An 18,923-nucleotide genomic window follows, 5' to 3' on the forward strand; every position below is an offset into this window, starting at 1 on the left:
GGTTCGTACGGAATTCAGTCGTCAGACAAAGCACAGTTAGGCTGGTAGGCATGAGCGACCTTCTGGAACGACTCCGCGGCCGTGGGTGGAGGATGACCGCTCAGCGCCGGGTGGTCGCCGAAGTACTCGACGGTGAACACGTCCACCTGACCGCGGACGAGGTGCTCGCGCGTGCCACCGCCCGACTGCCGGAGATCTCCCGCGCCACGGTCTACAACACCCTCGGTGAGCTGGTCACCCTCGGCGAAGTGATCGAGGTGTCGACCGGCCGCGCCAAGCGGTACGACCCCAACGCCCACCGTCCGCACCAGCATTTGGTGTGCTCGGGCTGCGGTGCCATCAAGGACGTGCACCCGGGCGGCGACCCGCTGTCCGCGCTTCCGGCCTCCGAGCGCTTCGGCTTCACCGTCTCCGCGGCCGAGGTGACCTACCGGGGTATATGCCCGGACTGCAACGTTCACAAGTGAGCGGGATGCGACCGATGTGACCCGAGGGAGAGATCCGATGACGGTCGAACGGGCCAAGGTACGCCAGATGTGGCACCTGATCGAGCCGCTCTACGGCGTCCTCTACTACTCCCCCGAGGCATTCGACGAAGCCGGGTCGCTCGGCTTCAAGACCGAGCCCCGGTGGCCGAGTTACTTCCCCTACCGCGCCGCGCCGCTCGGTCCCGTCGGACCCGCGCTGGTCAGCGCCGCCTTCTACAGTTTCAACCCGGAGATGGTCGCCCGGTACGTGTCCGGCGCCTGGGAAGTCGCCGCGCCCGCCGATGTCATCACCGCCCGCGAGCGGGCCATCGACCGGACCTACCGGAGTCTCTTCGGCGACGAGGCCGTCGAGGGGCCGGAGTTCGCCGAAGCCGCACGTCTCGCGCGCCGCGCCGCCGAGGCCGCCGAGGTCGCGGGGCGGCCGATGGCCGCGGCCAACAAGGCACTGTCCTGGGCGGATCAACCGCACGTGCAGCTCTGGCAGGCCGCGAACATCCTGCGCGAGCACCGCGGTGACGGCCACTTGACCGCTCTGCTCACCGCCGGGCTCGATGGCACCGAGGCGCTGGTGTCCTTCGCCGCGGTGGGCGCCGCGTCCGACGAGACCTTCCAGAGTCGCGGCTGGAGCAAGGAGCAGTGGGAGGCCGCCCGCGAACGGCTCGTCGTCCGGGGGCTGCTCGATCCGGCGAGCGGCACCGCCACCGACGCGGGCCGCGCCCTGCGCGAGGAGGTGGAACGCCAGACGGACACGCTCGCCGCCGGACCGTGGCAGGCCATCGGCGCCGAGGACACCGAACGTCTGGCCGGACTGCTCGGCACGCCCTGGGTCACCGTCCTGGGATCGGGGCTGCTGCCCGGCGAGACGACGCTGGGCATCGGCAAGTCGTAGAACGGGCGGCGCACCCGCCCGGCACACCGGGGGCGGTCACACGCACCGGGGGCAGGCACCCGCACCGAAGGCAGGCATCAAGGGCGGCACATACACCGAGCGTGGGCACATGCCGCCCGGGTACCCAGCCCCGACACCCACGCAATCCGCGCAACAGGAGGCATGCCATGACCGCTCCCGACTCCGCCGTCCCCCGCTTCCACCTGGCCATGCCGGTCGACGACCTGGACGCGGCCCGCCTCTTCTACGGCCAGGTGCTCGGCCTGGAGCAGGGGCGCAGCTCGGACAGCTGGGTGGACTGGAATCTGCACGGCCACCAGTTCGTCACCCACCTCGCAGCCGAGCGCGTCCGGCGCATCCACAACCCGGTCGACGGCCACGAAGTGCCCGTACCGCACTTCGGACTGATCCTGCCGATCCCCGAGTTCCAGGAGCTCGCCGAGCGGCTGCGCACGGCCGGCATCGACTTCGTCATCGAGCCGTACGTGCGCTTCGAGGGCGAGAAGGGCGAGCAGTGGACGATGTTCCTCCTCGACCCGGCGGGCAACGCCCTGGAGTTCAAGGCGTTCGCCGACGACTCCCAGGTCTTCGCCGTCTGACCGGTTCGCGACGGCGTGCGCGGGCCGCCGAGTTGAGGCCCGCGCGCCGCCGTCGAGCGGATCGACCGGGCTACGGCGCCATCTCGTACTCCCCGGCCAGCGCCTCCACGCGCTCCCACACCCGCGCCGAGCGCGCCTCGTCGACGACCGGGCGCCGCACCGCGCCAAGGGCCCAGTTCTGCTGTGCCTCGGTGGCGGAGTCCTTGCCGTGCAGCTCGACGGCGTGCGCGGAGAAGTCGCGTACGAGCACGGCGAACAGTTCGTCGAGCACGTCCTCGTCGAGGCCGGTCAGGCGTGCCTGTTCCAGGATCAGCTGGCCGTGCACGACAAGGGCGAACAGCTGGCCGACGGCCAGGAGGAGGTCGAGGTCGCGGCTCTGCTCCTCGTCGGGGGCGGCCGTGGTCACGAACTCGCAGAGGGCGTCGGCCTGTTCGCGGAGGCGGGCGACGTTGGGCACCTCGGCGTAAGCGTCGTAGGCCGTGCGCCAGTCGTGGAAGCGGATGGCGCCCAGGCCGCGGGCCGGTCCCTGCCGGAAGAGGAAGTCGTCGTCGGCCGCGTCCACGCGGGTGGGCACGGGCTCGTACTCGGCCGGGTTGAGCAGGTGGTTGCCCATGAACTTGAGGATCAGGGCGAGGTTGACGTGGACCGTGCCCTCCAGCTTGGGCAGGCCGCGGATCTCGATGGCCGCCTGGGCGAAGTAGTTGTCCTTCTCGAATCCCTTGGCGGCGATGACGTCCCACATCAGGTCGATGACCTTCTCGCCCTCGGTGGTCACCTTCATCTTCGTCATGGGGTTGAAGAGGAGGTAGCGGCGGTCGTCGGGGCCGGCGGAGCGGAAGTAGTCGACGGCGCGGTCGCTGAACAGCTTCATCCCGACGAGACGGACGTAGGCGTCGGTCAGCTCGCGGCGCACGTGCGGGAAGGCGGTGACGGGGCGGCCGTAGAGGATGCGGTTCTGGGCGTGGGTGACGGCCTCGTACATCGCGTGCTCGCAGATGCCGATGGAGGCGGTGCAGAGGTTGAACTTGCCGACGTTGACGGTGTTGAGGGCGGCGTCGAAGGCGGCGCGTCCGGTGTGCAGGACGTCGTCGGGGCCGACGGGGTAGTTCTCCAGACGGAACTCGCTGACGTACTTCGACGAGTCGACGACGTTCTTGACCAGGTGGTAGGCGTCGTGGCGGCTGTCGGCGGCGAAGAAGACGTAGCCGTCGGGGCCCTCGACGTCGGTGCGGCGGCCGAAGACGGAGACGAGTCCGGCCGCGTTTCCGTTGCCGATGTAGTACTTGGAGCCGCTGGCCCGGAAGCCGCCGTCGCCGTCGGGCTCCAGGAGCATGTCGGTGGAGTAGATGTCGGCGCCGTGCGACTTCTCGGACAGGCCGAAGGCGAACACCTCGCCCCGGGAGAGGAGTTCCGCCGCGCGGGTACGGGCGGCCTCGTTCTCGCTCTGCCAGACCGGGCCCAGGCCCAGGATGGTGACCTGCCACGCGTACCAGTAGTCGAGCCCGTAGAAGCCGAAGATCTCGTTGAGGGCGGCGATCCGGGCGGTGTCCCAGCGTGCGTCCTCCCTGCCGCCGGCCGCGGCGGCCGGGGTGAGGAAGGTCGCGAAGAGACCCTCCTTGGCGGAGAACTCCAGGAAGTCGGCCAGCCAGGCGCGCTCGCGGTAGTCCTCGATCAGCCGGCGCTTGCCGCGGGCCTCGAACCAGTCGACGGTGGCGCGCAGCAGCCTGCGGGTCTCGGGGTCGAACTGCTGGGGGTCGTAGGTGCGCGGGTTGAACAGCAGCGGGTCGGCCATGGGTGTTCGCCTTTCCGGCTCGGGAGGTTGGGAGGGTTTCGGCAGTGCGGGGTGGTGAGGTGGTGCCGGTTCAGGTCCCTGGAGGACCGAGCCGGTGGAGGGTGGCGAGCACGTCGTCGAGCCAGGTCAGCGTCATCCGTTCGTACGCGATGCCGCCGCGCAGCACGACATGCTGGAGCTCCTGCCCGGCATCGGGCACGGCGGGCGCGTCGGGTCCGGTGAAGTCACGCCGCTCGCCCGCGAGATAGCGCGCGAGGCGGTCGGTGTGCGCCTGGCGGTGCCGCTCGACCTCACGGATCAGCGCGGCCGGGTCGTCGAAGGCGGCGCCGCGGATCTTCACGGCGAGTTCGTGGCGCACGCTCTCGGGCTCGATCGGTTCGTGCAGCCAGCCGGAGAGCGCCGAGCGCCCGGGGGCGGCGACGGAGTACTCCTTCTTGTCCGGGCGTGCCTGCTGCGGCACCTCGCGGACGTCGATCCACCCGTCGCTCTCCATGCGCTTGAGTACGCGGTAGATCTGCTGGTGGGTGGCGGTCCAGAAGTAGCCGATGGACCGCTCGAACCGCCGGGCCAGCTCGTAGCCGGAGCCCGGTTTTTCAAGGAGCGAGACGAGGATCGCGTGCTCTAGCGCCATGCCCCGATCCTGCTATGCAACTCGTTGCATAAACAAGTGGGGCCGCCCTGGTGAGACACGGCTCACCAGGGCGGTTCCCTGACTCGGGTTCCCGGCCTCGGGTTCACTGGCCGCCGGGCGGCACTCCACTCCCGGGAACGCCGGATCTACCTCCCGACGAAAGTGATGCGGCCGGGCGCCGGAGGCGCGATCGGGGTCTCGGCGGAGGACTTGTCCAGGTATGCCACCAGCGCCTCGAGGTCCGTCACGTCCCCGCCGTCACGGTTGGTGCCCTTGGTGAACGTCGTGAAGCCGTTGCCGCCGTTGGCCAGGAAGTCGTTGACGGTCACGCGGAACTTGTCGGTGGGCCGCACCGCCTCGCCCTTGACCCTGACGGTGTCCGTCAGCAGCCGGTCGGCGCCCCGGCGGCTCATGTCCACCGAGTAGCGCAGGGCCGACGACAGCTGCAGGAAGCGCGGTTCGTCGGCGTTGGAGCCGCTGAGCTGCTCGCGCAGGACGGCGACCAGCTGCTCGCCGGTGAGCGTCATCGTCCACAGCGGGTTGTCGAAGGGCTGGGTGCGGTACGCGTCGGCGTAGGTGACCGTTCCGTCGCCCTTGTGCACCAGGTCGGCGCGCATGCCGCCGGGGTTCAGGAAGGCCAGGTCGGCTTCGTAGCCGCGGGTCGCCTGCACCTGGGCGTCGGTGAGCAGGCTGCCGAGCGGGGTCTCGGACTCGGGCGAGCCGCGGCCGGGCATGTCGGCGGAGATGTAGCCGACGCTGCGGTTGGCCGCCGTCTCGGAGCGCTTGCGCCAGGTCTCCACGAGCCGGTTCATCGCGGGCTGCTTCGGGGTGCCGACCGGTACGACGTGGTTCTGGGCCCGCACCGAGCGACGGAGGACGTCACCGCCCTTGCCCAGGCGGAAGTTCAGTTCGGTGAAGGAGCGGCCGAAGGAGTCGGCCTGCGTGACCGTGCGGGGCCGCCCTGCCGGGTCGGTGACCGTGCACTCGTAGGAGTCGTGCGAATGGCCGGTGACGATGAGGTCGACCGCGCTCGACGCCTCCTTCGCGATGCCCTTGATGCGGCCGCGCAGCCGGGACCCGGGGCCTTCGTCGTCGCAGTCCCCGGCCCCCGCCTTCCCGTTGACGGACTCGCCCTCGTGGATCAGGAGGACCTGGGCGTCCACCCCGCGCCGCGCGAGCTCCTTCGAGTAGCGCTCGATGACCGGCAGTTCGTCGTGGAACTCCAGGTCACGGATCTGGGAGGCGTTGACGGCCTCGGGTGCGTCCTTGGTGACCAGGCCGATGAACCCGATCCGCTCGCCGCCCGGCAGCGTCTTGACCATGTACGGCTGAAGCAGCGGTGCCTCACTGCCCTTCCGGGTCACGTTGGCGGCGAGGTAGGGGAAGGCCGTGCCGTCGTACTCGCCGCCGGGCGCGCACCCGTCCTGCGGGTGGCAGCCTCCACGGGCCATGCGGTTCAGTTCGTCGGGTCCTTCGTCGAACTCGTGGTTGCCGACCGAGGCGACGTCGAGGCCGAGTTCTTCGAGTGCCTGGATCGTCGGCTCGTCGTGGAAGAGCGCGGACAGCAGCGGGCTTCCGCCGATCATGTCGCCTGCCGCCACGTTCAGTGAGTTCGGTCCGCTGCGGGTCTTGTCCATGAGCGTGGCCAGCTGGGGCAGGCCGCCCGCCTGCTGGTCGCGCCCGCGCTTGACGCGGCCGGCGGCGCCCTCGACGGGGTCCATGTTGCCGTGCAGGTCGTTGAGGGCCAGGAGCTGCACCGGCACCCCGGCGGGCGCGGCGGGTGCGGGCCCCGCGGCGGTGGCCGTGGAGGGGCCTGCCGGAGCGCCGAGGGCGAGCACCAGCGCGGCGGCCGCGCAGGTGATCACGGTGCGCTTGGAGAGGGAGGCGGGAGGACGTACGAGAGAACGAGAGGTTTCGGTCACGCAGCGACGCTACGAAGCCGCCCGGCGGGGAAGCGCCGGACACACCCGGCCACGCTCATGATCACCCTTGGGGCCCCGGCACGCGCCGCAGCGGGCAGCGCGCCGGTGTGAGCGGGGCGCGTTCCGGGGAGCGGGGCGCGTATCGGGGAGCGGGCCTCAGAGGGCGTTGGCGAGGACGACGTAGAGGGCGCCGTGCCGATGCCGACGCTCAGAATCGTGCGCCGCCCGAAGGCGAGGTGCACGCCCGCGGTGACGCCGACCGCGAGCAGCGCGTCGCGCGGCGCCGGGGTCCTGCGCGGTCGTGCCGTGCGGTGCGGTCACCGCGAGGATCGAGGTCCACAACGATCTCGTCCGGCTCTTCGAGGAGCAGGCCGCCGCCCTGGCCGCCACCGATCCGCTCCTCGCCCGGTTCATGACCGGCCTGTCGAACTGGGTGGGCGGCAACCACGAATGGCACGCGGGACATGTCGGCACCCTTACGCGACCTCGCCCTGAGGTCCCTTCGGTGCGCTGTCTGCTTCACGTCAGTTCACGTCAGTTCACGTCAGTTCACGTCAGTTCACGGCCTGCTTCACCAGCGCCGCGATCCGCGCCGCGCCCTCGTCGGTCAGTTCCTTCAGGGCGTACGAGGCCGGCCACATGGCGCCTTCGTCGAGATCCGCCTTGCTGCTGAAGCCGAACGTGGCGTACCTCGCGCTGAACTTCTGCGCACTCTGGAAGAAGCAGACGACCTTGCCGTCCCTGGCGTAGGCGGGCATCCCGTACCAGAGCTTCGGCGCGAGCTCCGGGACGTTCTCCTTGACCACTGCGTGGATCCGCTCGGCCATGACGCGGTCCGACTCCTGCATCTCGGCGATCTTCGCGACTACGGCGGCCTCTTCCTCGGCCGCCTTGGCGGCGCGCGATCCGCGGCGCGTGGACGCCTTCAGCTCCTGGGCGCGCGCCTTCATCGCGCCGCGCTCCTCGTCCGTGAATCCGTCGCACTTCGCAGTAGTCATGGCAGGTCTCCTTGTGTACGGGGGGGTGCATGGGGTGTGTACGGGTGTCGGTGGGTTGCGGTGGTGCCCGGGAGGAGCCGGCGGTGCGGCTCCTCCCGCCGGAGGGTCAGCCCCAGGCGCCGGCGATCTGCCGGGTCGAGGCGTTGAGCCGGTTGAACAGGTTGGTGACGCCGACCATCAGGACGAGCGCGGCCAGCTGCTTCTCGTCGAAGTGGGTGGCGGCGGCGTCCCAGATCTCGTCGTTCACCGCGTCGGCACGGTCGGCGAGCCGCGTCGCGGCCTCGGCGAGGGCCAGCGCCGCCCGCTCCGCTTCGGTGAAGTACGGGGCCTCGCGCCAGGCGGCGACCAGCGCGAGCCGCTCGTCGCTCACGCCCGCCTTGCGGGCCGACTTGGCACCGCCGTCGACGCAGGCGCTGCAGCCGTTGATCTGGCTGACCCGCAGGTGGACCAGTTCCAGGGTCTGCGCGTCCACCCCGCCGGAGTGCACGGCCTTGAAGAGGGACTGGATGGCGGGCATCGCGTCGGACAGGACGACGGCGGGGTTCTGCATACGGGACTGCATCTGGGTCTGCTCCTCGTTCCGCTTGGTCCCCGTTCCTCCGGGGCGTGACTCCATATCAGCCCGGTCCGCCCGCCACGACCACGGCGATGGGACACCGTGGGACAGCTGAAACACCCTTGAGCTGCGACGACTTGGCCCGATAGATTTCTGCCGACACGGGACACGGGGGTATCTGGTGGACGAGCCGCAGCGCACGGCGATGACGGACCCGCAGAACGATCTCGCGGCCCGGCTGCGGCTGCTCCAAGAACTGTCCGGGCTCGGCGTACGGGCCCTCGCGCGGGACACCGGCCTCAGCTCCTCGTCCCTCTCGCGCTACCTCAGCGGCCGGACCCCGCCGCCGTGGCCCGCGGTGGTCGCGCTCTGCCGCCTCGTCAAGCGCGACCCCCGCCCGCTGCGCCCCCTGTGGGAACGCGCCTCCAACCCCCTGCCCGCGCCCCCGAAGTCCAGCCGCCAGGGCAGGCCGAAACCCCGCAACGACCTGCCGCGCGACGTGCCCGACTTCACCGGCCGCGAAGCCCAACTCGCCGCCGTGCTGGCCGCGGTGGACAGCCACCGGGTGGTCGCCGTCGACGGCATGGCCGGGGTCGGCAAGACCTGTCTGGCGATGCACGCCGCGCACCGGCTCGCGGCCGACTACCCCGACGCCCAGCTCTATGTGGACCTGCACGGCTTCACCGAGGGCCGCGAACCCCTCGACCCCGATTCCGCGCTGCGGATGCTGCTCGGCGCGCTGGACGTCCCCTCCGAGAAGGTCCCGCGCGAAGGCGTCGAGCAACTGGCCGCCTGCTGGCGCTCCGAGCTCGCCGGCCGGCGGGTCGTCGTGGTGATCGACAACGCCGCCGACGCCGAGCAGGTCCGCCCGCTGCTGCCCGGCGCCGGCGCATCCGTCGCCCTGATCACCAGCCGCAACCGGCTGCTGGGCCTCGACGAAGTACCCCCGGTCTCCCTCGACGTGCTCAGCCCGCAGGAGAGCGCACAGCTCCTTGCCCGCGCCAGCGGCGATCCCAGCGGCACCGACGGCCGCCTGGCCCGCGAACCGGAGTCCGCCGCCGAGGTGCTGCGGCTGTGCGGCCATCTGCCGCTGGCCCTGCGCCTTGCCGCGGCCCGGCTGCGGCACCGGCCCGGCTGGACGGTGGGCATCCTCGTCGAGCGGATGGCCGAGGGCGTGAGCGAGTTCGACACCGCGTTCGCCATGTCCGTACGGCAGTTGGACCGGTCGCAGGCCCGCCTGTTCCGGATGCTGGGCCTGCTGCCAGGGGGGTCCTTCGACGCCTACCTGGCGGCGTCGCTCGCGGACGTGCCGCTGTCCGGTGCGCGGGCGATCCTCGAGGACCTGGTCGACGCGCACCTCGTGCAGGAGTCGGCGGCGGGCCGCTACCGCCTGCACGACCTGGTGCACCAGCACGCGCGGCGGTCCTGCGCGGAACAGGACTCACCGGCCGAGCGGGAACGGGCCCTTGGCCGCTTCCTCGACTACTACGTGCACGCGGCGGCCGCCGCCGACGCCGCGATGCCCTTCCTCTCGCCGGGACGGCCGCCCGCCGCGGGCCGGCCCCCGGCCGCGCTGCCGCGGTTCACGGACAAGCACGCGGCGTTCTCCTGGCTCGTCGCGGAGTACGAGAACGTGGTGGCCGCCTTCGAGACGGCAGCGGCCGTCGGGGCCGACGCGCACGTGTGCGAGCTGCCGCGCTTCCTGCGGGCCTACTTCGCGCGGCGCTGCGGCACGACCCATCTCAACGTGCTCTTCGAACGGTCCCTGGCCGCCGCCGAGCGCCTGGGTGATCCGCTGCAACTGGCCGACGCGCACAGCAACCTCGGCTTCGCGCGCTACAACGCGGGCCGCATGGCGGAGGCCGCCGCGTCGTACGAGGCGGCGCAGACCTGGTTGAGCCAGGCGGGTGATACGGAATCGGAGGCCGAACTGACCTTGCGGCGCGGCTACCTGAAGTGGGACGAGGGACGCGTCGAGGAGCCGCTGGAACTCTTCGGTCTCGCGGGCAAGCTGTACGAGCAGGCCGGTTGCCGTACGGGCGCGGCGTATGCGGCCGCGGCGGAGGCCTGGGCGATGCTGCAGCTGGGCCATCGCGAGGAAGCGGCACGGCGGGCCCGTGAGGTCCTTGCCGCCCCCCACACCGACCCTGCCTGGCCGCCCACGCTGACGGCCCGCATCACCCTGGGCGTGGCCATCGCCCACGAGGAGCCCGACGAGGCGGCGGACCACCTGCGGCAGGCCCTGGCGCTGGCCCGCGATGACGGGCACCTGCACAACGAAGCGTGGTGCCTCAACTGCCTGGGCGTCGCGCTGCGGCGCATGGGCCGCCACGAAGAAGCGCTGGAAAGTCACCGGAAAGCGTTCACACTCCTCGACGAATTGTTCGAGGAGCACTGGAAGGTGCGTTTCCTCCACGGCTACGCCGAGACCTGCCGCCTCGCGGGCCTCCCCGAGGAGGCCCTGCGCCTGCACCAGCAGACGCTGGAACTGGCTCCCCGGCTGGGACACCGGTACGAAGAAGCGCTGGCCCACGAGGGAATCGCGGCCCTGCTCGACGCGACGGATCCGACCACGGCCGCGGAACACCGCGCGGCAGGTCAGGCTGCCCTGCAGCCGTAGCCCCACTGCCCGGTTTCCCCCGGTTTCCGAGGGGCGAAAGACACATCTGGCATGCGGGGGCCGACCCCGATGGGGTTTCCCGATCCGGATGCGTCAAACGTCTTCCGGACCAAGGAATTTCGCGGCCATAAGCCCTGGTTGCAAGACGTGTGTGGCTTGAGGGATGGTTGCTTTACGGCAATGTTCCTTCGAGTCGATGAGGTGAGGGATTCGCCCAGCGAGTCCTCCATATTTGGTTTCTTCCCCAGCGCAGATCGCAGCGCAGAGCGGCACCGGCGCAGAGCATCGCGCCGCGCTGCGCCATGCCCCTTATCCCGTCCTCGTCGCTGACGGCGAGGGCACCATCGTGCTGCGCAGTGACGCAGCCGACGGTCTCCTGCCGGGAGCCCGTCCCGGAGCCGTCTTCACCGACGTGGTCCCCGGCTGGCTCTCCGCCGCGCACGACGCCCTGACGGCGCCCGGCCGGCGCGCGGGCCCGCAAGCGGGCACACCGGTCTCGGGTGCGATCAGTGAGCGCAGCTTCGAGGCGCACTCCAGCGTGCAGGGCGACGGCTCCGTGGTGTGGTGGCTGATCGACGACACCGATCACCGGCTGGTACGCGACGCCCTGCGCATGGAGCGTGAGCGGACCGAGTTCCTGGCCAAGACGTCCAACCTGCTGCTCTCCTCGCTGAACCTGGAGCGCTGCATGGATGTCACGGCGCAGTTGGCCGCGGAGTATCTCGCCGACGCGGCGCTCGTCGTCGCGCCCTCACGCGGGCAGCGCCTTCCGGTGGTCTCCTGCCTGCGCGGCGAGAGCCCCGCCCGGTCCCAGGAGCCGGCCGACCCCGACGACGTGCCCGGTCTCGGCGAGGCGCTGCGCGGTTTCCCGCCGGTGCCTTCGCGATGGATCGACCCCGCCGTCGCACCGGACTGGATGGTGCCCGAGGACTTCGGTCCCGTCGGCTCGATAGTGATCACCCCGCTGCCCGGGCACGGCGTCGCCGCAGGCGCCCTCGTCCTGCTGCGCCGCTCGGGCACGGCGGCGTTCACCGACGGTGAGGAGGTCTTCGCCCGGCTGTTCGCCACGCGCGCCGGCGCCGCCATGTCGGCGGCACGCCTGTACGCGGAGCAGACCTCGATCACCGAGGTCCTGATGCGCGAGCTGCTGCCCCCCACGCTGCACCAGATCTCCGGGGTGGACTTCTCCGGCGGCTATCGCCCCTCGGAGGACCACGAGCGGATCGGCGGCGACTTCTACGACGTGCACCCCGCCCCCGTCGAGGGCAAGGCGTCACTCGTGGCGCTCGGAGATGTCTGCGGCAAGGGCCTCGAGGCCGCCGTGCTGACCGGCAAGATCCGCAACACCCTGCATGCCCTGCTGCCCATGGCGGACGACCACCAGCAGATGATCAGCCTGCTCAACACCGCCCTGGTCAACTCCCATCACACCCGGTTCGCCACGCTGGTCCTGGCGTCCGCCGTGCGGGAGGGCAGCGGCGTCAACCTGCGGCTGACCAGTGCCGGTCATCCGCCGCCGCTGATCGTCCGCACGAACGGCGAGGTGGAAGAGGCGGCGACACGCGGCACGCTGGTGGGGGCGATCCCCGAGGCCAAGGCGCGCACCGCCGCGGTCACTCTCGCGCCCGGTGAATCCTGTGTGCTCTACACGGACGGGATCACCGAGGCCAAGGGCGGACCGCTGGGCGGGACCGAGTTCGGCGAGGAGCGCCTCCAGCGCGTTCTGGCCGAATGTGCGGGCATGCCGTCCGAGGGCATCGTGGAGCGGGTCCAGATGCTCGCCTCCCAGTGGGTCGGCAAGGGCAGGCACGACGACATGGCCGTCGTGGTGATCTCCGCGCCCCGTACGCAACATCTCAGTGCGGTGAACGGCCATACTCGGGGCAGGTACACCGCATGACGACCGAAACGCCGCACCGGCCGACCGCCGGCGAAGCAGTCGAGGAACTGGCGACCGCGCTGTGGAAAGCCGTGTCGGCGGCCGATGAATTCGCGGCCACCGACATGGTGCTGCGCGCTCTGGACGACGGCATGGCACCGGAGAGCGTGCTCATCGACGTGATCGCGGCGGTACAGGGCAAGGTCGGCGAGGAGTGGGCCGCCAACCGCCTCACCGTGGCCGAGGAACACGCCGCGACCGCGATCAACGAACGGGCCGTGGCAGCGCTCTCCGTGCACCCGGCCGCGCGGACGACCCCGCACCGGGGCCGGATCACGGTGGCCTGTGTGGACGGCGAGTGGCATGCGCTGCCCGCGCGTCTGCTGGCCGAGGTCCTGAAGCTGCGCGGCTGGCACGTCGACTACCTCGGCGCGCAGGTCCCCTCCCCGCACCTCATCGCCCACCTGCACCGCACCGACACCGACGTGGTCGCGCTCTCCAGCTCGATCGCGACCCGGCTGCCCACCGCGCACGCCGCGATCACCGCCTGCCAGGCCGTCGGTGTACCCGTACTGGCCGGCGGAGCCGCGTTCGGCCCCGGCGGCAAGTACGCCCGCCTGCTCGGCGCCGACGCCTGGGCTCCCGACGCCCGTGCCGCGGCCGACCGGCTGGCCCGGGTGGCGCTGCCGCGCCCGCAGCCCGACCACCAGCCCATCGACGACCTGCCTCACCTGGAAGACCAGGAATACAGCATGGTCACGCGCAGCGGCACCTCGCTCGTGCGCACGGTCTTCGCCGCCCTGGAAGACGCGTTCCCCGCCATGCACACGTATAGCGACCAGCAGCGCGAACGCACCGCGGAAGACCTCGCGCACATCGTGGAGTTCCTCGCCACCGCCCTCTACCTCGGCGACGAGGACCTCTTCAGCTGGTTCCTCACCTGGACCGCCGGGATCCTCACCTCCCGCGGCGTGCCCGCGCACAGCCTGCCGCCGGCCCTGGAGATCCTGGCCCGCGAGCTCAAGGACTTCCCCAGAGCCACCTGCACACTCGAGCACGGCATCGCCGCGCTCACGCCCGACCACCGCGCCACCGCCGGAAAGACCGCATGACCACAACACCACCCTCTCCCCTGCGCCTGACCACGGTCGACACCGAGGACACCGTCCGTATAGAGGTCCACGGCGACCTCGACTACGACAACGCCGACCACCTCCTGCTCACGGTCACCGCCAAGCTCGCCGAACACCCGCGCCTGAGCGACCTGCACCTGCACTGCGCGGGGCTCCAAGCCGTCGACTCCATGGGCCTCTCGATCCTGCTGATGATCCACCGCAGGACCAGCGCGGCCGGCGTCCGCCTCCACCTGGACGACCGCCCCGCGAGGCTGGACCGCCTCCTGTCCCTGACCGGCACCCTGGAGCACTTCACGGCGCCGGTGTCCGGCGGCACGGAATCGTCCCCCGGCAGCGCGGCAGAAGCCCCGGGCACCGGCGGCGAAGCAAACCCGGCCGACTCGCGGAACCGCACGGGCGACACCTGACGCCACTCCTCTCCACTCCGCTCCCCGACCAGGCACGGGGAGGGAGCCAAACCCACTGACGGGGCACACATGCCGACACGACACCCCACCGCACCCAGGTTCTCCCGCGAGGCCACCCGGTCCGCCGGCGAGATCGTCGAACACCTCGACGTGATGTGGGAACACGCCAGAGGCTCCGCCGCCCTCGCCCCCGTCTCCGCCCCGCAGCTACGCCTGATGTACCTGGTCGACCGCGACGAGGGAATACGCATGCGGACCGTATGCACCCGCCTCGCCACCGCCGCCCCCTCGGTCACCCGCATGTGCGACCGCCTGCAGGCCACCGGCTTCCTGGAACGACTGCCGTGCCCCGGCAACGGCCGGGAAATAACCCTGCGCCTGACCCCCGAGGGCAGAACCCACCTGCGAGGCGTCCGCGAGCAGCGCGAGGAAACCCTGCACCACGCCATCAACGCCCTGCCTTCGGCCGAGCGGCGCGCCCTGGCCAAGGGCCTCGCGGGCCTCCGGGCCCAACTGACCGCAGAGGCCGAAGAAGCCGACACGGAGAGCAGACCCGGCTTCATCCCGGCGGCCTGACCTCTGACTGTCTCCCTCTCCTGACTCCTGACGAGCCGTGATCATAGGCTGGCGCGTGCCAGGCGGAACAGAGCGCGCAGCACGCTGAACTCCCTTGCTCATGCTTGCTCATGGGGGAGTTCAGGCGACGACGGAGGTAGTCGATGATTCCCCGCGGACCGGACTGCACAGTGACCTCTCTGGTCGAAGTGCAAGGCGGACGGCCGCAGTGGGACAAAGCTCGACAGCGGATACAAGAGCTCGGCTGGCCCTGCCACGAGCTCAGCCCGAAAGAACGGCGTACGGTCCGCCGGGCATTCGGTGCCGACGCCGAGTCCAGCGAGTTCTGGTGGGTGGAGGTTCCGGTCACCGGCTCCTCCTGGCGCGCCGACCGCGAAGCGGCCTGGCACATCACGGATGTGAGCAGATCGGCCCAGGTGGTGATCAACGGCCGGCTGTTCCGGCGCGACGAGACCGACCGCGTCATGGAGCCCGAGTGGCAAGTGCACGCAGAGGGATCCCGGACCGTGAACGCTGCCGTACCGGGCTTGCGCCGGCGATGGCGGACAGTCGTGCGTTGGTGCGCCGTACGCACGGGGCTCCTGGACGTCGGCGTTCGCATCCACACGAGCAAAGACGCTGCCCAGCACCTCGCCCGTCACCTGCGCGAGGACGGACCGCGCGCGGACCTCGGCGTACGGCCTCTCGACGGCAGGGGGCGCGCCGGCACCCCCGAGCACCGGGAGGACGCCCTCAACCGGGCTCTGGCCCTCTTCTGCGGTCCGCTGCTCGCCATGGCCCTCTTCCTCACGACGGCCCAGCACGTGCAGCCCGTCGCCGCCGCGGTGTGCTGGTTCCTCGCTCTCGTCTGTGCCGTCCCTGCCTGGTGGACGGCGCTCGCCCTGCCGCTGGCCCGCACCCGGCCCCACTGTCTGGCGATCTGCCTCGTCACGACCGTGGCAGCAGCCGTCTACGCACTGGGCATCCCCGGGCTCTTCGACGGCGTGGAGCCCCGGTTCGCGTGGGTGGCGGCGGGCATCGCCTTCTACGTGACCGGCCTGATCCTGCTGGGCCGCCGCTGGCGCTGGCAGACACTGGCCGCGACCGCGCTGCCCCTGCTCGCCACGCTGCTCGTCGCGGCACTGCCGCTGACCGGCCGGCTCCTGCAGGACGGCTATGCCGATGAGCTGTCCCTGACCTCGGAAGAGACGGCGGTCAGCGGGGCCTACCAGCTCATGGCGGCGGTGAAACTGCTGTGGCCCAGCCTCGCGGCCGTCCTCTTCGTGGCAGCAGCCTGGGGGGTGCTGCGGTACTTCCACTTCATACGGCCGCGAAGCGCCGTCGCGGGAACCCTGGCCGCCTTCACCCTCGTCCTGGCCCTGCTCACCGCCGCCGACTGGACCCTCGCGTCGCCGCGGACGGCAGCCGACAAGCTGAAGCAGGCAGCCGCCCGCCACACCGAGGCTCCGCCGTACTTCGGCATCTCCGCGGACTGGACCTGCGTCCGTCCCACGGTCCCGCCCCGCGCCCTGAACGAACAGAACGGAACGCTCTCACCACGCACCCCGTACCTCTCGTTCGGCGTCGTCGAGGGCAACGCAGTCCTGTGGAACTCCTCGACGGACCGGCCCCTGCAGATTCCTGCCGGACAGGTGAAGCTGCTTCCTGCCGGGAGAACGGCACGCGCTTGCACTGCTTGAGGTACCGAGAGCGGCCTCGCGCAGGTCGAGGGGCATGCCCAAGCGCGAGCTAGGGCGCGGTGGCCGAGCCGTCGTAGACGTTCTTCGGGGTGGCTACCGCTGTGATCGCGCGGGCGAGCAGCGTGGAGGGCTCCTGGCCCTGGCTTGTGATGTCGGTGTTCATCATGACGACCAGGGTGGCCTTCTGCGAGGGCAAGTAGACCGTCACGGTCTCGTAGCCCGGGATCGAGCCGTTGTGCCCGATCCAGCCGTTCGTCTTGAGGATGCCGAGACCGTAAGTGGTACCGGGGAAGCCGGTGGGCAGCGTCTTGAGCCGCTGCTTCTGGGTGCCGGGGCTGAGCAGTTGACCGGTGGCGACCGACTTGGCCCAGGTACGCAGATCCTGCAGGTTCGAGATCATCGCTCCCGCCGCCCAGGCCCAGCTGGGGTTCCAGTTCGTCGCGTCCGCGACCTCACCGCTCAGTGTCTGGTCGGTGTAGCCGCGCGGGTGCGGGTGGGGGAACTCTCTGCCCTGCGGGAACAGTGTGTTGCGCAGGTGCGCCGGGTGCAGCACGCGGTGGTGGATGACGTCGGCGAGCCGGTGGCCGGTCACCTTTTCGATCACCATGCCCAGCAGGACGAGGTTGGAGTTGGAGTACTGGAACTTCTTGCCCGGGGCGAAGGCGTTGCGGTGCTTGAAGCCGTACGCAAGGGACTGGCGCGGGGTGAAGGTGCGCTGCGGGTCGCTCAGCAGGTCATGGATGAATCCGGCGTCCTCGGTGTAGGGGAACAGACCGCTGCGCATCTCCGCGAGCTGGCGCAGCGTGATGCGGTGACCCTTGGGCACACCCTTGACGTAGGTGGAGATCGGATCGTCCAGCTTGACCCTGCCTTCGTCCACGAGCTCGAGCAGCGCGGTGACGGTGAACGTCTTGGTCTCGCTGCCGATCCGGACGAAGGAGTCGGCAGCCATCGGCTCGCCGGTCCTCGTGTCGGCGACGCCCATGGAACGGACGTAGCAGCCCTTGCCCGGCATCCACAGACCGACGACCGCGCCGGGGATGCCCGCCTTCGTTCCGACCTCGTTCATGGTCCTGTCGAGGCGGGACGTGAGCTTGCGTCCCAGGCTGTTCGGGCAGTCGCCCTTGTCGGGATGGGCGGCGACCGGTCGCTGATCGGCCGCGGCGGGATGGGCCGCCGTCGGCGCCCACAAGGAGGCGACGAGCAGCGCTGCGCAGAGGGTACGGCGGGAGGTGGACCGTCTCATTCGGGGGCGCCTCTTCCAGACAGGGGGCGGACGTCACGAACATCACCACCTCGGTCCGTGACGCAGACCCGACCGCCCGTCGCCTTGTCATGAAGTCCACCCGTTCGGAGCCACCGCGCAGCAGACGGACAACCCCTCCCCCGTAGCCTCGCGCTGCCGTGCTCGGCTACCGCCGCAACAGCTCCGGCTCGCCTCACGTAGATCGGCCCGTGCACCGTCGGCCAGGTCGCGTTCCGTGACCGCACGGGCGTAGATGTGCAGGGCTGTGATCACTTCATTGCGGGAGCGGCGGTCGGCCCGTGCCCTGGTGCGCGGAGTGGCGGCCGGGCAGGCTAGTTTGCTCGGATGAGTCTCCTTGATGATGTGGCCGAGCGCGACGGCTGGCAGTGCTGGGTGTGTGACGAAGCGGTCGACCCCGACGAGTCGGTCAACGACCCGCGGGGTCCCAGCGTCGACAGCCGGACCGCCGACCGGAAGGCCAAGATCGCCGAGCGGCTCGCGCACCGCGGATGCAACACCCGCAAGGGCGCGGTCAAGGTGACCATCGCCTGGCCTGACCGCCTGTACGTGGTCGAACCCGCACCGCTGATCACCGTTGCCGAGAGGCTGGAGCGCAAGGGGGGCCGCGAAATGGTGGGCCGCTGTCCGACCGAGCGGGACGCCCAAGAGGCGGCGGATTGGCTGGTGGACCGGTTCTCCCGACTGGTACCGGGGCTGCCGGTGACCGCCGACATCCAGCCGGGCGGCGGCCAGTTCCTCGTCATCCTGGCCACCGGCCGCCGCTGACCGGGGATCACCGGCGCACTCCCGAATACGGATACAGCGCGAGCCTCCGCCTGCCCGGCCCCGCCCCGGGCGGCGATCTTCGTCAGCCCAGGAAACTCATCCGCACCTCCCGCCGGGGATTGTCCCGGTTCGTGTCCACCAGGCACACCGACTGCCACGTCCCCAGCTCAAGGCGCCCCTCCAGGACCGGCAGCGTCGCATGCGGCGGTACCAGCGCCGGCAGGACGTGGTCGCGGCCGTGGCCGGGGCTGCCGTGGCGGTGCTGCCAGCGGTCGTCGGCGGGGAGCAGGGTGTGCAGCGCGGCAAGCAGGTCGTTGTCGCTGCCCGCGCCCGTCTCCAGGATCGCGATGCCGGCGGTCGCGTGCGGGACGAAGAGGTTGAGCAGGCCGTCGCGGCCGCCTGCCACCTCGCGCAGGAAACTCTGGCAGGCGTCGGTGAGGTCGAAGACCTTCTCTTCCGAGCCGGTGGTGACGTTCAGGACACGTGTGGTGAAAGCGTCGGACATGGGCCCATCCTCCCTCACGCGACTTCCATTCACTGATACGTGGAGTCCGCCTTTCGAGACGGCATTGACCGTACGCCGACGATCTGGCTACGTTCTGCGGCATGTTGCGTTCAGCCCTGCTCACCACGCGCGGTCACATCGACCTGCTGCGGGTGGCTTCTGCTGCGTGTCGCCGCGGCTGCTGACGCTCTTTCAGCCTCAGCTCCCCCTCTCT

General features: G+C 70.8%; 19 protein-coding genes. 11 read left to right on the forward strand and 8 right to left on the reverse strand.

Annotation, left to right across the window (positions count from 1 at the left end; translation table 11 throughout):
• Positions 1–50: 50 nt before the first annotated feature.
• The 3 genes from ACWFR3_RS03660 (at position 51) to ACWFR3_RS03670 (ending at position 1,976) form a co-directional block, all read left to right on the forward strand.
• Positions 51–467 carry a Fur family transcriptional regulator gene (locus tag ACWFR3_RS03660; protein WP_453732890.1) on the forward strand — a complete coding sequence of 139 codons (417 nt, stop codon included), beginning with the start codon at positions 51–53 and terminating at the stop codon, positions 465–467.
• A gap of 37 nt (positions 468–504) precedes the next feature.
• Positions 505–1,377: an SCO6745 family protein gene (locus tag ACWFR3_RS03665; protein ID WP_453732891.1), complete on the forward strand. Its 873-nt coding sequence runs from the start codon at positions 505–507 to the stop codon at positions 1,375–1,377.
• A 167-nt stretch (positions 1,378–1,544) separates the two neighbouring features.
• A complete protein-coding gene (locus ACWFR3_RS03670) occupies positions 1,545–1,976 on the forward strand; it encodes a VOC family protein (RefSeq protein WP_453732892.1) in 432 nt (143 codons plus the stop codon).
• Positions 1,977–2,046: 70 nt separating this feature from the next.
• Here ACWFR3_RS03670 and ACWFR3_RS03675 read toward each other — a convergent pair whose 3' ends face one another.
• The 6 genes from ACWFR3_RS03675 to ACWFR3_RS03700 all read right to left on the reverse strand — a co-directional run bounded on the left by ACWFR3_RS03675 (position 2,047) and on the right by ACWFR3_RS03700 (position 7,881).
• Positions 2,047–3,768, reverse strand: a complete 1,722-nt coding sequence (locus ACWFR3_RS03675; protein WP_453732893.1) for an acyl-CoA dehydrogenase family protein — start codon at positions 3,766–3,768, stop codon at positions 2,047–2,049.
• Between the two features lie 70 nt (positions 3,769–3,838).
• Positions 3,839–4,399: a PadR family transcriptional regulator gene (locus ACWFR3_RS03680; protein ID WP_453732894.1), complete on the reverse strand. Its 561-nt coding sequence runs from the start codon at positions 4,397–4,399 to the stop codon at positions 3,839–3,841.
• Between the two features lie 146 nt (positions 4,400–4,545).
• A complete protein-coding gene (locus ACWFR3_RS03685; protein WP_453732895.1) occupies positions 4,546–6,321 on the reverse strand; it encodes a bifunctional metallophosphatase/5'-nucleotidase in 1,776 nt (591 codons plus the stop codon).
• Positions 6,322–6,529: 208 nt separating this feature from the next.
• Positions 6,530–6,787, reverse strand: a complete 258-nt coding sequence (locus ACWFR3_RS03690; protein ID WP_453732896.1) for a hypothetical protein — start codon at positions 6,785–6,787, stop codon at positions 6,530–6,532.
• 88 nt (positions 6,788–6,875) lie between these two features.
• The gene (locus ACWFR3_RS03695) at positions 6,876–7,319 is read right to left on the reverse strand and encodes an iron chaperone (RefSeq protein ID WP_453732897.1); all 444 of its coding nucleotides are present in this window, start codon (positions 7,317–7,319) and stop codon (positions 6,876–6,878) included.
• A 106-nt stretch (positions 7,320–7,425) separates the two neighbouring features.
• A complete protein-coding gene (locus tag ACWFR3_RS03700) occupies positions 7,426–7,881 on the reverse strand; it encodes a carboxymuconolactone decarboxylase family protein (protein WP_453732898.1) in 456 nt (151 codons plus the stop codon).
• A gap of 175 nt (positions 7,882–8,056) precedes the next feature.
• Here ACWFR3_RS03700 and ACWFR3_RS03705 point away from each other — a divergent pair, with 175 nt between their 5' ends.
• From ACWFR3_RS03705 to ACWFR3_RS03730, 6 genes are all read left to right on the forward strand, one after another.
• Positions 8,057–10,495 (forward strand): tetratricopeptide repeat protein, encoded by a 2,439-nt coding sequence (locus tag ACWFR3_RS03705; protein ID WP_453732899.1) that lies wholly within the window; start codon positions 8,057–8,059, stop codon positions 10,493–10,495.
• 346 nt (positions 10,496–10,841) lie between these two features.
• The gene (locus tag ACWFR3_RS03710) at positions 10,842–12,395 is read left to right on the forward strand and encodes a PP2C family protein-serine/threonine phosphatase (protein ID WP_453733016.1); all 1,554 of its coding nucleotides are present in this window, start codon (positions 10,842–10,844) and stop codon (positions 12,393–12,395) included.
• A complete protein-coding gene (locus tag ACWFR3_RS03715) occupies positions 12,392–13,486 on the forward strand; it encodes a cobalamin B12-binding domain-containing protein (protein WP_453732900.1) in 1,095 nt (364 codons plus the stop codon). The genes ACWFR3_RS03710 and ACWFR3_RS03715 overlap by 4 nt, the downstream gene beginning before the upstream one ends.
• Positions 13,483–13,917 (forward strand): STAS domain-containing protein, encoded by a 435-nt coding sequence (locus ACWFR3_RS03720; RefSeq protein WP_453732901.1) that lies wholly within the window; start codon positions 13,483–13,485, stop codon positions 13,915–13,917. The genes ACWFR3_RS03715 and ACWFR3_RS03720 overlap by 4 nt, the downstream gene beginning before the upstream one ends.
• A gap of 69 nt (positions 13,918–13,986) precedes the next feature.
• A complete protein-coding gene (locus ACWFR3_RS03725) occupies positions 13,987–14,493 on the forward strand; it encodes a MarR family winged helix-turn-helix transcriptional regulator (RefSeq protein WP_453732902.1) in 507 nt (168 codons plus the stop codon).
• Positions 14,494–14,636: 143 nt separating this feature from the next.
• Positions 14,637–16,172 (forward strand): hypothetical protein, encoded by a 1,536-nt coding sequence (locus ACWFR3_RS03730; RefSeq protein ID WP_453732903.1) that lies wholly within the window; start codon positions 14,637–14,639, stop codon positions 16,170–16,172.
• 49 nt (positions 16,173–16,221) lie between these two features.
• On the opposite strand, the gene ACWFR3_RS03735 is transcribed toward ACWFR3_RS03730, so the two are convergent.
• The gene (locus ACWFR3_RS03735) at positions 16,222–17,418 is read right to left on the reverse strand and encodes a serine hydrolase domain-containing protein (RefSeq protein ID WP_453732904.1); all 1,197 of its coding nucleotides are present in this window, start codon (positions 17,416–17,418) and stop codon (positions 16,222–16,224) included.
• A 345-nt stretch (positions 17,419–17,763) separates the two neighbouring features.
• Here ACWFR3_RS03735 and ACWFR3_RS03740 point away from each other — a divergent pair, with 345 nt between their 5' ends.
• The gene (locus ACWFR3_RS03740) at positions 17,764–18,204 is read left to right on the forward strand and encodes a hypothetical protein (protein ID WP_453732905.1); all 441 of its coding nucleotides are present in this window, start codon (positions 17,764–17,766) and stop codon (positions 18,202–18,204) included.
• Positions 18,205–18,286: 82 nt separating this feature from the next.
• Here the strand turns inward: ACWFR3_RS03740 and ACWFR3_RS03745 are convergent, their stop codons facing one another.
• Entirely contained in the window at positions 18,287–18,709 is a 423-nt protein-coding gene (locus ACWFR3_RS03745; protein ID WP_453732906.1) for a secondary thiamine-phosphate synthase enzyme YjbQ, read from the reverse strand.
• A gap of 101 nt (positions 18,710–18,810) precedes the next feature.
• Between ACWFR3_RS03745 and ACWFR3_RS03750 the strand changes: the two genes are divergently transcribed.
• Positions 18,811–18,894 (forward strand): putative leader peptide, encoded by an 84-nt coding sequence (locus tag ACWFR3_RS03750; protein ID WP_349817350.1) that lies wholly within the window; start codon positions 18,811–18,813, stop codon positions 18,892–18,894.
• Positions 18,895–18,923 lie beyond the last annotated feature (29 nt).

Source organism: Streptomyces sp. NPDC055189 (assembly GCF_053606765.1).

Coding starts and splice junctions, on each gene's coding strand:
- ACWFR3_RS03660 (WP_453732890.1), top strand. CDS start 51: ATGAGCGACCTTCTGGAACGACTCCGCGGCCGTGGGTGGAGGATGACC.
- ACWFR3_RS03665 (WP_453732891.1), top strand. CDS start 505: ATGACGGTCGAACGGGCCAAGGTACGCCAGATGTGGCACCTGATCGAG.
- ACWFR3_RS03670 (WP_453732892.1), top strand. CDS start 1,545: ATGACCGCTCCCGACTCCGCCGTCCCCCGCTTCCACCTGGCCATGCCG.
- ACWFR3_RS03675 (WP_453732893.1), bottom strand. CDS start 3,768: ATGGCCGACCCGCTGCTGTTCAACCCGCGCACCTACGACCCCCAGCAG.
- ACWFR3_RS03680 (WP_453732894.1), bottom strand. CDS start 4,399: ATGGCGCTAGAGCACGCGATCCTCGTCTCGCTCCTTGAAAAACCGGGC.
- ACWFR3_RS03690 (WP_453732896.1), bottom strand. CDS start 6,787: ATGTCCCGCGTGCCATTCGTGGTTGCCGCCCACCCAGTTCGACAGGCC.
- ACWFR3_RS03695 (WP_453732897.1), bottom strand. CDS start 7,319: ATGACTACTGCGAAGTGCGACGGATTCACGGACGAGGAGCGCGGCGCG.
- ACWFR3_RS03700 (WP_453732898.1), bottom strand. CDS start 7,881: ATGCAGTCCCGTATGCAGAACCCCGCCGTCGTCCTGTCCGACGCGATG.
- ACWFR3_RS03715 (WP_453732900.1), top strand. CDS start 12,392: ATGACGACCGAAACGCCGCACCGGCCGACCGCCGGCGAAGCAGTCGAG.
- ACWFR3_RS03720 (WP_453732901.1), top strand. CDS start 13,483: ATGACCACAACACCACCCTCTCCCCTGCGCCTGACCACGGTCGACACC.
- ACWFR3_RS03725 (WP_453732902.1), top strand. CDS start 13,987: ATGCCGACACGACACCCCACCGCACCCAGGTTCTCCCGCGAGGCCACC.
- ACWFR3_RS03730 (WP_453732903.1), top strand. CDS start 14,637: ATGATTCCCCGCGGACCGGACTGCACAGTGACCTCTCTGGTCGAAGTG.
- ACWFR3_RS03735 (WP_453732904.1), bottom strand. CDS start 17,418: ATGAGACGGTCCACCTCCCGCCGTACCCTCTGCGCAGCGCTGCTCGTC.
- ACWFR3_RS03740 (WP_453732905.1), top strand. CDS start 17,764: ATGAGTCTCCTTGATGATGTGGCCGAGCGCGACGGCTGGCAGTGCTGG.
- ACWFR3_RS03745 (WP_453732906.1), bottom strand. CDS start 18,709: ATGTCCGACGCTTTCACCACACGTGTCCTGAACGTCACCACCGGCTCG.
- ACWFR3_RS03750 (WP_349817350.1), top strand. CDS start 18,811: ATGTTGCGTTCAGCCCTGCTCACCACGCGCGGTCACATCGACCTGCTG.